This is a genomic window from Plantactinospora soyae (assembly GCF_014874095.1).
Classification (GTDB): domain Bacteria; phylum Actinomycetota; class Actinomycetes; order Mycobacteriales; family Micromonosporaceae; genus Plantactinospora; species Plantactinospora soyae.
Genome location: NZ_JADBEB010000001.1, coordinates 4,552,935 through 4,566,813, shown reverse-complemented (window position 1 = coordinate 4,566,813; position 13,879 = coordinate 4,552,935). Strand labels below are relative to the sequence as shown.

Below are 13,879 nucleotides of genomic sequence, written 5' to 3'. Positions count from 1 at the left end.
GGCACCGTGTCCACCTCGGCCGGCTGGTAAGGAAGGGCCCCTTGTTATCGCTTTTTGTAGAAGAAGGGCCCCTTCCTAACCGATCCGGCGGTTGGCGGCGGTTGCGGCGAGGTAGTCGCCCAGCGAGGCGGGCCTGACCATCGTGGCCCGGCACCAGTCGACCAGTACGAGGTTGGCCGAACGCATGGCCTGTTCCAGTCCGGTGACGAGTCCCGGCTGCGGTTCGGAGGCCGGGCCCGGTTCGATGTGCAGGGCCAGTACCGCGACGGCGTCGCCGTCGGTGAGCCCGTATAGAAGCACCCGGCCGACGGACATCACGAACGAACTGGGCACGATTCCGCGCTGATCGCGGAACCCGATCCCCCCACGGTCACGGGCGGACGGCGGCAGCGCGGCCAGCAGCCGGCGCCGGGACACCGAGGTCGAGAGCGGGCGGATCGGCTGACTGCGGACGTGGATGCCCTGGAAGCCGTACACCCGGCCGTCGTCGTCCCGGCGGGCGTGCTGTTCGTAGCTCTGGCGTACCGCGCGCAACTCGGTCTGGACCACGTCGGCGAGATCGGCGCTGACCAGCTCCACCTGCCGCCAGTCATCCTCGTGCAGCTCGACCCGGGCGGCGTTGGCTGGGGCGTCGGCCACCGATGGCAGGACGGCACAGATCGTCGGCAGGGAGTACAGGATGTCGGTTGGCGGGACCGACTCGATCCGGCGCAGCGTCAGCGCCAGCGTTCCGGTCGCGCCGAACTCCGTCGCCGTCGGTGGCTCGGCCCGCTCGACCGACCACGCCGAACCGGCCAGTTCGAGCGTGGTCTGCGCCTGGAAGCTCTCCGGCAACTGCGCGACCGGCAGTTCACTCCGACCGATCTGCGCTCCGGTGTCGGCGTCGACGAACACGACCCGCACCAGGTTCTTTGACATGGGTCGGAACCTTATCCGTACCCCGGCCACCGGCTGCGGCCCCCCGGGTGGCCCGGTACGGGCTCCGGGAGCGCCAGAATCTGGGACACCGGTTCGGTCGACTCCGCCGGCCGTCGCCGGATGCGACACTGGCGACTCTTCCGGGCTCACCGGCCGGGCCGCACAGCGGCATCATTGCTCCCTCGTTGAACAAGATGTCAAACTCGGTCCGTGCCGACGGCATGCGGTGCGGGAATGCGAAGGAGACCAGACGGTGGCGTCGAGCGAGGCAACTGACCAGGGCCGGAAGGGTACGGACGACGTACCCGCGCTGGTTGCCGAGTGTGGCAGGCGGGCCCGGGCCGCGGCGGCCGGGCTGATGGCCGCGCCGGACGCGGTGGTCGACTCGGCCCTGAAGGCGATGGCGGACCGTCTGGTCGGCGCCGAGGCCCAGATCCTGGCCGCCAACTCGGAGGACGTCGAGGCGGCCCGGGCCAGCGGGATGAGCCCGGCGCTCCAGGACCGGCTCCGGCTGGACACCGGCCGCCTCAAGGGGATGGCCGACCAGCTCAGGCTGCTCGCCGAGGCACCGTTCCCGGCCAGCGAGACGTTCCTGCGGTCGCTGCCCGGCGGACTGCGGCTGTCCGAGCGCCGCCGCCCGGTCGGCGTCATCGGGGCCAACTTCGAGGCCCGCCCGAACGTGACGGTCGACGTGGCGTCCCAACTGGTGAAGTCGCGCAACGCGGGCGTCCTGCGTACCGGGTCCGCCGCGCTCACCTCCGCCAGCGCCCTCTACCAGCACGTCATCGCCCCCGGTCTGGCCGACGTCGGGCTCGACCCGGACGCGGTCCAGCTACTTCCGGACGCGAGCCGGGAGAGCGCCGTCGCGCTGGTACGTCAACCGGACCTGATCCCGCTGGTGATCCTGCGCGGCAGTGGTGACGCCACCAGGTCGCTCGGGGCCGAGGCCGCCCGGCACGGCGTACGCACCCTCGCCCACGCCGACGGCGGCGGTGTGCTGTACGTCGACGCCGCGGCCGACCTCACCCGGGCGACCGAGCTGCTGGTCGCCGGCCTGGACCGGCTGGGCGTGTGCAACCGGGTGAACCTCCTGCTCGTGCACGGGAGCATCGCCGAACGGGCGGTACCGGCCTTCGAGCGCGCGATGGACGAATTGGGCGTACGCGCGTCGCTGCCGCCCTACGACCATCCGGTCGGCTACGAGTGGGCCCTGGACAGCGGCCGGGAGGCGACGGTCACGATCTCCGTCGTCGCCGATCTCGACGAGGCGGTCACGATCGCGAACACCGAGACCTCGGGGCTCGCCGCGACCATCGTGACCGAGGACGGGGCGGCGGCACAGCGGTTCATCGCCGCCGCCGTCGGCACCGGTGTCTTCTGGAACGCCTCGACCCGGCTGCTGGACGGGTTCAAGCTGCACGGCGTACCGGAGACCGGCATCAACGTGGACCACGTGCCCGGGCCGCGCGGGCCGGTCACCTTCCAGGACCTCTTCCTCCGCCAGTACGTGGTGGTGCCGGAGGACCGGTCGACCGCCTCGAACTGACCGGCGGTGGCCGGCCTCCGGTCAGAGCAGACCGTGCCGGACCGCCCACACCACCGCGGAGATCGGCGCCGGCACGGCGAGCCGGTCACAGATCGCCCGGGTACGGCGGCGGACGGTCCGTTCGGACATCTCCAGCCGGCGGGCGACCGCGTCGATCGGAAGTCCCTGGGCGAGCAGTCGCAGCAGGGTCAGTTCCTCGTCGTCCAGTAGTTGGCGTTGCACGATCGGTACGGTCACGGACGCCACTCCTTCCTCTCGATGCGGTGCTGCCGTACTGCTCCGATCTGTGGTCTGGCCCGGCATCCCCGTGCTCCGGGCCGGTATCGCCGTCGGGTCGACGCGAGCGACGCGGTGTGCGCCGGCGTCGACGGGTGGGCGGGATGGGAACTTCCCGGCGCCGCCGCGCCCGTGGCAGGGCGGCGCCGGGAAGGTGGCTCAGAAGTCGAACTGGTCGATGTTCGCCGCGTCGAAGACGGTCGGCGGGCCGAGCACCAGGACGCCGTCGGCGGCGACCGTGTACTCGCCGAGCTTGCCGGCGGTGAACTTGTCACCCTCCTTGCCGGTGATCATGCCGGAGGCGAGTGCCGCACCCGCGTACGCGGCCAGGTAGCCGAGGTCGGCCGGGTTCCACAGCGCGAAGCTCTTCACGGTGCCGTTCTTGACGAAGTCGCGCATCTGGTTCGGGGTGCCGAGACCGGTCAGCGCGACCTTGCCCTTGTACTGCGAGCCGGACAGGTAGCGGGCCGCCGCCGCCACACCCACGGTGGTCGGCGAGATGATGCCCTTCAGGTCCGGGTGCGACGAGAGCAGTCCCTGGGTCTCCTGGAACGACTTGTCGTCCTTGTCGTCGCCGTACACCGTGGTGACCAGCTCGATCTTGCTGTACTCCGGCTTCTTCAGCTCGGTCTTCATCAGCTCGATCCAGGCGTTCTGGTTGGTCGCGTTCGCGGTCGCCGAGAGGATCGCGACCTTGCCCTGGCCACCGATGGCGTCGGAGATCAGCTTGACCTGATTTTCCGCGATGCCCTGCCCGGTCACCTGGTTGACGAAGAGGTCCCGGCAGTCCTTGTTGGTGTCCGAGTCGAAGGTGACCACCTTCGCGCCGCCCTGCCGGGCCTGGTTGACCGCGCCGCAGATCGCGTTCGGGTCGTTGGCCGACACGACGATGACGTCGCTGCCCTGCTGGGTGAGGGTGTTCAGGTAGCTGACCTGTGACGAGGCGGTCGCCTCGGACGGGCCGACCTCCTTGTACTCCCCCTTGAACTCCTCGACCGCGGCCTTGCCGCCGTTGTCGGAGACGGTGAAGTACGGGTTGTTCACCTGCTTGGGCAGGAACGCGACGCTCAGCCCCTCCTTGATGGTGCTTCCGCCGCCGGCCGCCGTGTCGCCCGGGGCGGCGCCCTCGTCGTCGCTCGCGCACCCGGCGCTGAGTACCAGGGCCGCCAGTGTGGCCACGGTGGCGCCGAGGCGTACTGCTCTGGATCGAATGACGGTCATGACCGGTCCTTTCTCGAAATACAGCTGTCCGTACCTTCGACGCCACCGGAAGATCCCGGCGCGGTGGGGAGGTGTGACGTGGTCAGGCGCCCGGGGCGCCCGCCACCGGCGATACGGCAGATCGTCGGCGCCGGGTCCGGTCCCGGAGCATGCCGAACAGGTTCGGCCCGACGACAGAGATGATCAACAGAGCACCGGTCACCACCGTCAGGGTGTCGGCCGGTACGTCGGCGAGTTGCAGTGCGTTGCGCAGCGTCATCAGCAGCAGCACCCCGGCGAGTACGCCGACCAGGCTGCCCCGGCCGCCGAAGATGGAGACGCCGCCGAGCAGCACCGCCGCCACCACCGACAGCTCCAGACCGCTGCCGTTGTCGGCGCGGGCACTGGCGTACCGCATGGTCCAGAAGACGCCGGCCAGGGCGGCGACCGCACCGGTGACGACGTACAGCCAGAACTTGGTCCGGGCCACCGCGATGCCGGAGAAGGTGGCGGCCTGGTCGTTGTTGCCCATCGCGTAGAGGCCGCGACCGATCGGCGTGTAGTGCAGCACCACCCCGAACCCGACGGCCAGCAGGGCGAGGGGCAGGACGACCCACGGCACGGTCGTACCGGGCAGCACCTCGATGCTGTTGCTGGTCCAGCCGATCGGGAAGTCCGCGACCGCCCGGTCGCCGAGCACCACGTAGGCGAGCCCCCGGTACAGCGCCAGCGTGCCGATCGTGACCGCCAGCGACGGCAGCCCGAACCCGGCGATGAAGAGTCCGTTCACCGCGCCCAGCACCGCACCGAGCAGCACCACCAGCAGCAGGACCAGCGGCAGCGGCAGGCCGGTGACCCAGAGCTGCCCCAGCACCGCGCTGGACAGGCCGAGCACACTGGCGACCGACAGGTCGATCTCCCCGGTGATGACGATCAGCGTCATCGGCAGGGCGATCAGCGCGATCGGCACGATGTCGAGCAGCAGGAAGCCCCAGAAGCGTGCACTGGCGAAGCCCTCCACCAGCACCGACGAGGCGACGACGACCAGGGCCAGGACGACGATCACCAGCACGTCCCAGGTGCCGAACGCGGCGAACCAGCGGGCCGGTCGGCCCGTTCCCTCAGGCGCCACGGGCCTTACCTCCTCGCAGACGTTGGGCCACCCGCGTCGCGAGCGCCCGGTCCATGCCGATCGCGGCCAGGATCAACGCACCGACGACGGCCTGCTGCCAGAACGGGCTGACGTGCAGCACCGGCAGCGCGCTGCCGATGGTGCTCAGCAGTACGGCGCCGAGCGCCGCGCCGTAGACCGAGCCGCTGCCGCCGAAGATCGCCACCCCGCCGACCACCACGGCGGCGACCACGTTCAGTTCGATGCCGGTACCGGAGGCGGCGTCGACGGTGCCGAACCGGGCCGCGTACAGCACCCCGGCCAGTCCGGCGAGTGCGCCGCTGACCACCAGCGCGCCGAACACCCGTCGGCCGACCGGGATTCCGGAGAGCCGGGCCGCCGCCGGGTCCGAGCCGATCGCGTACAGCTCCCGGCCACTGCGGTAGGACCGGAGGTAGAACCCGGCGGCCACCAGCACCACGACCGCGAACAACGCGAGCGCCGGGAAGCCGAATACGTCGGCCGTACCCATGCCCTTGAAGCCGCTAGGCATGTCGGCGGCGTTGATCTGCTGGCCGGCGGCCCAGGAGTAGTCGACGCCCCGGAAGACGTACAGGGTGCCGAGGGTGACCACCAGGGCCGGCACCCGGGCCAGCGCGATCAGCGCGCCGTTGACGACGCCGCAGAGCACGCCGACGCCCACCCCGGCGAGCAGCGCCAACACGATCGGCGCGTCCGGCATCGCCAGGAACAGCTTGCCGGTGGCGAACGCGGACAGCCCGAGAACGGATCCGACCGAGAGGTCCACGTTGCGGGTGATGATGACGATCGCCTGGCCGACGGCGAGCACCACCAGGATGGTCGCGCCGAGCATCAGGTCGGTGCGGCCCTGTCCGGACAGGAACCTCGGGTTCACCGCCGTCGTCACGCCGAGCAGCAGCAGCAACGCCAGCGCGATGCCGAGTTCCCGGCCGAGGAACAGCCGATGCGCGGCCCGGACACCGGCGGCGGGTGGCGCCGCACGTTCCGGCGCCGGGCCCGGGGCCGTGCCCGGCTCGCTCGTGGTGCTCACAGCTCTCCTCCCTGCCCGATCACGGGTTGCCTCGCTGGCCGGTGGCGGCGAGCATCACCGACTCCTCGCTGGCCGCGTCCCGGGCGATTTCCTGGGCCAGCCGCCCCTCGTGCATCACCAGCACCCGGTCGGCCATGCCCAGGACCTCGGGCAGCTCGCTGGAGACCATCACCACCGCGACGCCCTCGGCGGCGAGCTGGGACATCAGCCGGTGCACCTCGGCCTTGGTGCCGACGTCGATCCCCCGGGTGGGTTCGTCGACGATCAGCACCTTCGGGCTGGTGGAGAGCCACTTCGCCAGCACCACCTTCTGCTGGTTGCCGCCGGACAGCGTCGACACCGGGTCACCGAGCCGGCCCGCCTTCACCTGGAGCCGCTCGGTCCAGGTCCCGGCCGCGCGACGCTCGGCGCCCCGGCCGAGCAGGCCGAACCGGGCCAGCGACCAGCGCCGGGTCAGCGTGGCGTTCCGCTCGATCGACAGCTCCATGACCAGCCCCTGCTGCCGGCGGTCCTCCGGTACCAGCGCCAGGCCCGCGGCCATCGCCGCCGCCGGCCTGGACCGGGGCAGGCGTACGCCGTCGACCAGCACCTCGCCCGCGTCGTACGGGTCGACGCCGAAGACCGCCCGGATCACCTCGCTGCGACCGGCGCCGACCAGGCCCGCGAGGGCGACGATCTCTCCTCGGCGTACCTCGAAGCTGACGTCGGAGAAGACCCCGCGCCGGGTCAGGCCGCGCACCTGGAGCATCACCTCCCCGGGCTCGGTCTCCTGCTTGGGGAAGAGCTGTGAGACCTCCCGGCCGACCATTCGCCGCACCACCTGGCCCACGTCCAGGTCCTCGGTCCGGTCGGTCGAGACCCACCGCCCGTCGCGCATCACGGTTATCCGCTGGCAGAGCGCGAACACCTCGTCGAAGCGGTGCGAGATGAACAGCACCGCCGAGCCGGCCTCGCGCAGCGAGCGGACCACCGCGAACAGCCGCTCGACCTCCACTCCGGACAGCGCCGCCGTCGGCTCGTCCATCACCAGCACCCGGGCCTCGAAGGAGAGCGCCTTCGCGATCTCCACGAGCTGCTGGTCGGCGATGGAGAGGCCGCGCGCCGGCCGGTCCGGATCAAGGGGTACGCCGAGCCGCGCGAACAGGTCCGTCGCGCGTTGCCGCATCGACGCGGCGTCGATCCGGCGCAGTCCCCGCAGCGGTTGCCGGCCCATGAAGATGTTCTCGGCGACCGACAGGTCGGGGAACAACGTCGGCTCCTGGTAGATCACCGCGATCCCGGCGGCCCGGGCGTCGGCCGGACCGGTCAACGCCAGCGGTACGCCGTCGAGGGTCAGCTCACCGGCGTCCGGCGCGTGCACCCCGGCCAGGATCTTCACCAGGGTGGACTTGCCGGCACCGTTCTCGCCGACGAGGGCATGCACCTCGCCCGACCGCAGCTCGAGGCGTACGTCGACCAACGCGTGCACCGCGCCGAACGACTTCCGTACGCCGGACAGCGCCAGCCGCGCCGCGTCGTTGTCCGCATGCTCGGGCATCAACGCCCTCCAGCCATGAAACGTTTCAGTCCAATGTGATGACGACGGTAGAGCCCGGCTTCCCGGCCGGTCAAGCGTTTCATGGCGGTTACTGAATCGTTACTCGCAGGTAAGCCCTTTCCTACACCGCCATCGATGCCCTGGGCAGCCCGGATCCGGCGGCGATCGATCAGAATCGGTGCATCGACGGCTCCGACCAGGGCCGCAGTGGCCACTTCCGGTCAGAGGACCCCCGGCGCCGGAGCCGGCAGGCATTCTTGACACGATTCAGTTCCGACGACCGCCCAGGAGGACAGCCGGTGCGAGACACGCCCGTGGTGAGCATCCGCGACGTCGCCAGTCACGCGGGGGTCTCCATGGGCACGGTGTCGAACGTGCTCAACCAGCCCGAGCTGGTGGCGAGTGCGACCCGGGCCCGGGTCCTCGCCTCGATCGACGAGCTGGGGTTCGTGCCCAACCACGCCGCCCGGCAGCTGCGCCGGGGGCGGAGTCGCACCCTCGGGCTGGTCGTCCTCGACGTGGCGAATCCGTTCTTCACCGACATCGCCAAGGGCGTCGAGGACACCATCGGCACCGCCGGGATGGCCGTCATCTTCTGCAACAGCGACGGCGACCAGGCCAAGGAGGACGCCTACCTCGACCTGCTCAAGGAGCAGCGGGTCCGGGGCGTACTGATCACCCCGATCGACGACGCGAGCAGCCGGCTGCGGCAACTGCGCGAGCGCGGCATCCACGTGGTGCTGCTCGACCGGCGCTCGCGGCAGCCCGACCTCTGCTCGGTCTCGGTCGACGACCGGCTCGGTGGCGAACTGGCCGTGAAACATCTGCTGGAGGCCGGTCACCGGCGGATCGCCTTCGTCGGCGGCCCCGCCGGGCTGGAACAGATGCACGACCGCCACGCCGGTGCCGTCCAGGCGGTCACCGGTGCCGGGCTCGACGGGCTGGAGAACGCCCTGCAACGCTTCGACACCCCGGCATCCACCGCCCCCGCCGGCCGCGACGCCGCCGCACGCATCCTCGGCACCCCCCGGGACAGCCGGGTCACCGCCGTCTTCTGCGCCAACGACCTGCTCGCGCTCGGCGTCCTCCAGGGCCTGACCCAGCAACGCGTCCGGGTACCCGAGGACATCGCCCTGGTCGGCTACGACGACATCGACTTCGCGGCAGCGGCGGCCGTACCGCTCACCTCGGTACGCCAGCCCCGGCAACGGCTCGGCCAGACCGCCGCCGCACTGCTCCTCGCCGAGGTGACCCAGCCCGACAGCCACCGGCACCAGCAGGTCGTCTTCGAACCCGAACTGGTGGTCCGGGAATCCAGCCGCAGGTCGGGCGGCCCGACGGACCGCTGACCGGGCCGGGCAGCCCTGCCGGGCAGCCGGTCCGGAAGGCGACCTCCCCCGGACCGGCGCCGCCGGTGCTCAGCGCCCGGCGGGCGGCTCCGGCATCGGCATCGACCAGACGTCGGCGACGGAGGGGTCGTAGCCCTCGCCGGTGTCCTGGAACCGCACCCTGACCACGCCGTCCCCGGTCACCTCCGGCCGGTCGACCACGAACTGGTAGCTCACCGTGCCGAGCCCACCGACGGGCCGGCGGTACGCCCGGACGTGCGCGGGAACGCCGTCGACCAGGATGTCGTAGTCCTTCAACTGGGCGCTGTCGTACGTCTCCACGGCCCGGAGCACGAACGGCCGCCCCGGCGCGACGGCGAGATCGAACTCGAAGTACCCGCCGGGGTAGCTGACGTTGGTGTAGCGGCGGGTCAGCCCGGCCTCGGTGCTGGTGCCGGAGTACTGCGACGCGACGAGCCCGTGCGCCTGCTCCGAGGCCGCCGCGCCGAGGTCGACGTGGTCGAGCACCGTTCCGGGCGGGTTGGTGAACCGTACCGGCACCTCGACGGTGCGGCGTTCGGCCTCGGTTGACCCGGTGGCGACAACGATCCCGGCCGCGCCCTCGGTGGTCGACACCGGTGCGGTGACCACGGTGTCCAGGGTGACCTGTGCACCGGGAGCCAGGTCGTACGCCCCGACCGCGGGCTCGACCCGCCAGCCGTCCGGTGCGCTGCCCGCCACCTGCCCGGTCACCCGGGCCGTGGAGCGGTTCCGCAGCACCGTACGGATCGTCGCCGTGCCGCCGGGTTCGACCGTGGCCGGCTCGACGGTCGACGCGCCGATGCTGACCGCCGGGGCCACGACCAGCGATCCCGTCAGGGGCATCGTCGCGGTGCCGGAGCGGTGCCGGTAGCTCGCCGACCCGGTCACCGGGACCGTCGCCGGGGACTGGCCGGCCGACACCCGCAGGTCGTAGTCGTGCCGTACCGACTTCCCCGGCGCCACGCTGCCGGGACGGCTGCCGACCGGCCGCACCGTCCAGCCCTCCGGCGCGTCCAGCGTGGAGGCCAGGCCGGTCAACGTACTGCGGCCGGCGTTGGTGAGCACCACGGTCGCCCGGACCGGGTCACCGGGAAGCGCCTCACCGACCGGCAGTTCGAGGCGTACCACCGCGCCGACCAGTGTCGAAGAGGCGGCGGAGAGCCGCTGGTCGAGCCGGGTCAGCAGGACACCGAAGCGCTCGGCGGTGGCCGTCGGGATCCGCCCCGCCCCGGCCTGGGTACGCAGCCAGCGGTCGAGGTCGGCGGCGGTGGCCAGGGTCCGGTGTACTCCCGCCGCGGTGGCCTGCTCGTTTCCGGCCGCGTACGCCAACCGGGCGGCGGCCAGCTCGATCGCCAGTTGGGCCAGCCGGACCCGCAGGTAGACGGCGAGCGGCCAGCTCAGGTCCCCGGCCACCTCGTTCGCGAGCGTTGACGCCGCGGTGACCGCGTCGCCGGCCTCGCCCAGGTCGCCGAGCACCCGGTCGACGGCGAAGGAGTAGCTGCCGGAGCCGATCTCGAAGACCGCCACCCCGTCGTCGAGCCCGCGCAGCCGTACGCCGTCGGCCCGTTCCGCCGGCCGGCCGCCCTCGGTGACCGCGTGCCGGCTGGGCGCCGGGATCCGTACGGTCGCCGTGGTGTTGCCGGGGACGGTGACCGACAGCCGGAGTTGGCCCTGGTCGTCGAGTCGCCAGTCGGTCCCGATGGTGCCGTGCACCGACCGGTACGACGCCTTCGCGGAGCGCAGGTTCCCACCGGGCTGCGGCGCGATGGTCAGGTGGGCGTACCCGGGGTTCGCGGCGTCGGGCTGGATTCCCGCCACCGTGCGGTACATCCAGTCCCCGACCGCGCCGTAGGCGTAGTGGTTGAAGGAGTTCATCGACACGTCGCCGAAGCTGCCGTCCGGCATGATCGAGTTCCACCGCTCCCAGATCGTGGTGGCACCCTTGGCGATCTCGTAGCCCCAGGACGGGTAGGTGTCGTTGAGCAGCAGCCGGTAGGCCACGTCGAGGTGTCCGGTGTCGCTGAGCGCCGGCAGCAGGTCGGGGGTGCCGAGGAAGCCGGTGGCCAGGTGCCAGTCGTGCCGCTCCAGGTTGGCGACCAGCCGGTCGGCGGCCCTGGTCCGGAGTGCACCCGGCAGCAGGTCCATCCCGATCGCCAGGACGTACCCGGTCTGGCTGTCGCCCTGCACCGTGCCGTCGGCCGCGACGTACGCCTCGACGAACGCGTCGGCGATCTGCTTCGACAGGGCGGCGTACCGGGTGGCGTCGGCGGTTCTGCCGATAGCGCCGGCCATCTCCCCCAACAGCCGGATGCTGTGCGCGTAGTAGGCGGTGCCGAGCACCCCGGCCGGGGTCGGATCGTCGAGGTTCAGCCAGTCGAGGTACGGGCCGGCGTTGGTCCGCCGGTGACCCGAACTGGTGGCCTCCAGCCAGCCGGCGTAGCGGACCATCGAGTCGTAGTGCTCCGCGACGACCCGGGTGTCCCCGTAGCGCTGCCAGAGGGTGTGCGGCACGGTGATCCCGGCGTCCGCCCAGCCGGTCGCGCCGTCGCCGCAGCAGGCCCTCGGCGCCACGTCCGGGTACGCGCCGTTCGCCGACTGCGCGTCCCGCAGGTCCGCCAGCCACTTGGTCAGGAACGTCAGACTGTCCATGTTGAACGTCGCGGTCTCGGCGAAGACGTTGATGTCACCGGTCCAGCCGAGCCGCTCGTCCCGGGCCGGGGTGTCGGTCGGGATGGAGAGGAAGTTGCCGCGCTGGCCCCAGGTGATGTTGCTGTGCAACTGGTTCACCATCGGGTTGGACGTGGAGAACTCACTGCTCAGCTCGCCGTCAGTGTGCATCACCAGGCCGGTGACGGTACCCAGCTCGGGGGTGCCGGGGAAGCCGGTCAGCTCGACGTACCGGAAGCCGTGGAAGGTGAAGGTCGGTTCGTAGACCTCCGGACCTGTGCCGCCCAGCCGGTAGTGGTCGGTCGCCCTGGCCGTACGCAGGTTCGCGGTGTAGGCGGTGCCGTCCGGGTTGAGCACCTCGGCGTGCCGGATCCGTACCGTCGTACCGGCCGGGCCGTCGACCCGAAGGCGTACCTTGCCCACCATGTTCTGGCCCAGGTCGAAGATCCAGGTACCCGGGGTGGGCTGGGTCAGCGCCCTGGCCGGCAGTTCCTGGGTCACCCGGACCGGCGGGTCGACCTGGGCCACCAGCTTGGCGGTGGCGCCGTTGTCGCCGCCGACGGTCGCCGCCGACCAGCCGGCGTCGTCGAAACCGGGCGCGTCCCAGCCGGCCGGGAGCCGGCGCGCGTCGTAGGTCTCGCCGTGGATCAGGTCGCTCTGGAGGAACGGTCCCGGAGTGGCCCGCCAGGAGCCGTCGGTACGGACCGTCTCGCTCCGGCCGTCGGCGTAGTCGACGACGAGTTGCGCGCTCAGCAGCGGCCGGGGCCCGTAGAAGTCGCTACCGAACCAGGCGATGCTGCCGGCGTACCAGCCGTCACCGACCATCGCCGCGAACGCGTTGTCGCCCTGCCGGAGCTGACCGGTCACGTCGTACGTCTGGTACTGCACCCGCTTGGCGTAGTCGGTCCAGCCGGGCGCCAGTTCGTGGTCGCCGACCCGCTGGCCGTTCAGCGAGAGCTCGTAGACGCCGAGCGCGCTGGCGTAGACCCGGGCCCGGGAGACCTTCCCGTCGACCCGGAAGCCCCGGCGCAGCAGCGGGTTCGCGTCCAGCGCGGCGAGCATCGCCTCGGCGTCGCCGCTGACCCGCAGGCCGGCGGCGGTCGAGGTGCCGGCGCCGAACGGGTTCTCGCCGTCGGTGAGCGGGGCGGCGTAGAGGGTCTGATCGCCGCTGGTGACCGAGAAGTCGGAGAAGACCGCCGCCTCCTGGGTGGAGGTACGCAGCCCGACCGAACCGGCCCGGTGGGTGGCGTTCCGGGTGACGTCCACCTGGATGCCGTCGACCCAGGTGGTGAAGGTGTCACCGACCGCGCTGATCCGCAGGCTGTGTGGGGCGGTCAGCCGGTCCGCCGGTACGACGGCAGCCAGCGGCACCTCCTTGAGCACCGTCCAGGCCCCGTTGACGCGCAGGTGCGGGCGCAGTTTCGCGGCGCCGCCGGTGACGGAGAACTGCCACATGTAGGCGTTGCCCGGACCGCTCGCCCGGAAGAAGATCCCGGCCGCGTCCCGTTCCACCCGGACCGTGGTGGCGACGGTGTAGTCGGCCCAGGACTCGGTCGGCGGGGCCAGCCCGATCCAGTCGGCCCGCCACCCCTCGGGGCCCTGGACGCCGGTCTCCCAGAAGGCGGGCGTACTCCAACCGGAGGCGCGACCCGTGGTGTCCCAGACCCGCACCTGCCAGGCGTACCGGGTGCGGGGCTTCAGCGCCGGACCGGCGTACGGGACGAGGGTGCTGTTCCGGGAGCTGACCCGGCCGCTGTCCCAGACGTCGGCGTCACCGAGCCGAGCCGGGCTGCTGGCCACCCGTACCTGGTAGGACTGTTGCAGTACGCCGCGCCGGGCGGAGTTGATCGTCCAGCCGAGCCGGGGACGGTCGACGTCGAGTCCGATCGGGTCGGTCGCCCGTTCGGTGGTCAGGTCCGCCACCGCCAGCTCGGGACCGGGCGGCGCGGCACCGGCCGGCGCCGGTCCGGCAACCGCACTCCCCGGTACGACGAGGAGCAGCGCGAGTACGGCCGACAGTCCCGACCGGGGCATCCAGGTGACCCTCATGCGCCGACTCCCCACTTCGCGGCAGATGAAACGTCTCAAGTGCATCTTGGACAGATCCTGTCCACTGACGCCGCCCCAATTCAATGGCTACCGATGGCCACATCCGGCCAGTACGCCCCCGGACCGGGCCAGT

At 71.7% G+C, this 13,879-nt stretch carries 9 protein-coding genes; 2 read left to right on the top strand and 7 right to left on the bottom strand.

Annotated features, from left to right (window positions below):
- Positions 1–75: 75 nt before the first annotated feature.
- On the bottom strand, positions 76–918 hold the full coding sequence (locus tag H4W31_RS20315) for a hypothetical protein (protein WP_192768107.1): 843 nt from the start codon (positions 916–918) through the stop codon (positions 76–78).
- A 253-nt stretch (positions 919–1,171) separates the two neighbouring features.
- On the opposite strand from H4W31_RS20315, the gene H4W31_RS20310 reads away from it, so the two are divergent.
- The gene (locus H4W31_RS20310) at positions 1,172–2,464 is read left to right on the top strand and encodes an aldehyde dehydrogenase family protein (protein ID WP_318783291.1); all 1,293 of its coding nucleotides are present in this window, start codon (positions 1,172–1,174) and stop codon (positions 2,462–2,464) included.
- 21 nt (positions 2,465–2,485) lie between these two features.
- Here H4W31_RS20310 and H4W31_RS20305 read toward each other — a convergent pair whose 3' ends face one another.
- From H4W31_RS20305 to H4W31_RS20285, 5 genes are all read right to left on the bottom strand, one after another.
- A complete protein-coding gene (locus tag H4W31_RS20305; protein ID WP_318783290.1) occupies positions 2,486–2,701 on the bottom strand; it encodes a helix-turn-helix domain-containing protein in 216 nt (71 codons plus the stop codon).
- A 198-nt stretch (positions 2,702–2,899) separates the two neighbouring features.
- Positions 2,900–3,961, bottom strand: a complete 1,062-nt coding sequence (rhaS, locus tag H4W31_RS20300; RefSeq protein WP_192768105.1) for a rhamnose ABC transporter substrate-binding protein — start codon at positions 3,959–3,961, stop codon at positions 2,900–2,902.
- 82 nt (positions 3,962–4,043) lie between these two features.
- The gene (locus H4W31_RS20295; protein WP_192768104.1) at positions 4,044–5,072 is read right to left on the bottom strand and encodes an ABC transporter permease; all 1,029 of its coding nucleotides are present in this window, start codon (positions 5,070–5,072) and stop codon (positions 4,044–4,046) included.
- Positions 5,062–6,123, bottom strand: coding sequence for an ABC transporter permease (locus H4W31_RS20290; RefSeq protein ID WP_318783289.1), 1,062 nt, complete (start codon positions 6,121–6,123; stop codon positions 5,062–5,064). Before H4W31_RS20290 ends, H4W31_RS20295 begins: the two co-directional genes overlap by 11 nt.
- A 19-nt stretch (positions 6,124–6,142) precedes the next feature.
- Positions 6,143–7,660 (bottom strand): sugar ABC transporter ATP-binding protein, encoded by a 1,518-nt coding sequence (locus tag H4W31_RS20285; protein WP_192768103.1) that lies wholly within the window; start codon positions 7,658–7,660, stop codon positions 6,143–6,145.
- A gap of 299 nt (positions 7,661–7,959) precedes the next feature.
- Here H4W31_RS20285 and H4W31_RS20280 point away from each other — a divergent pair, with 299 nt between their 5' ends.
- Complete coding sequence (locus H4W31_RS20280; RefSeq protein WP_192768102.1) at positions 7,960–9,009, top strand: LacI family DNA-binding transcriptional regulator; 1,050 nt, start codon at positions 7,960–7,962, stop codon at positions 9,007–9,009.
- A 69-nt stretch (positions 9,010–9,078) separates the two neighbouring features.
- On the opposite strand, the gene H4W31_RS20275 is transcribed toward H4W31_RS20280, so the two are convergent.
- Positions 9,079–13,746: a family 78 glycoside hydrolase catalytic domain gene (locus H4W31_RS20275; RefSeq protein WP_192768101.1), complete on the bottom strand. Its 4,668-nt coding sequence runs from the start codon at positions 13,744–13,746 to the stop codon at positions 9,079–9,081.
- Positions 13,747–13,879 lie beyond the last annotated feature (133 nt).

Excerpts from the sequence above, each read along its gene's own strand:
- H4W31_RS20315 (WP_192768107.1), bottom strand. The coding sequence starts at position 918 with ATGTCAAAGAACCTGGTGCGGGTCGTGTTCGTCGACGCCGACACCGGA.
- rhaS (WP_192768105.1), bottom strand. The coding sequence starts at position 3,961 with ATGACCGTCATTCGATCCAGAGCAGTACGCCTCGGCGCCACCGTGGCC.
- H4W31_RS20285 (WP_192768103.1), bottom strand. The coding sequence starts at position 7,660 with ATGCCCGAGCATGCGGACAACGACGCGGCGCGGCTGGCGCTGTCCGGC.
- H4W31_RS20275 (WP_192768101.1), bottom strand. The coding sequence starts at position 13,746 with ATGAGGGTCACCTGGATGCCCCGGTCGGGACTGTCGGCCGTACTCGCG.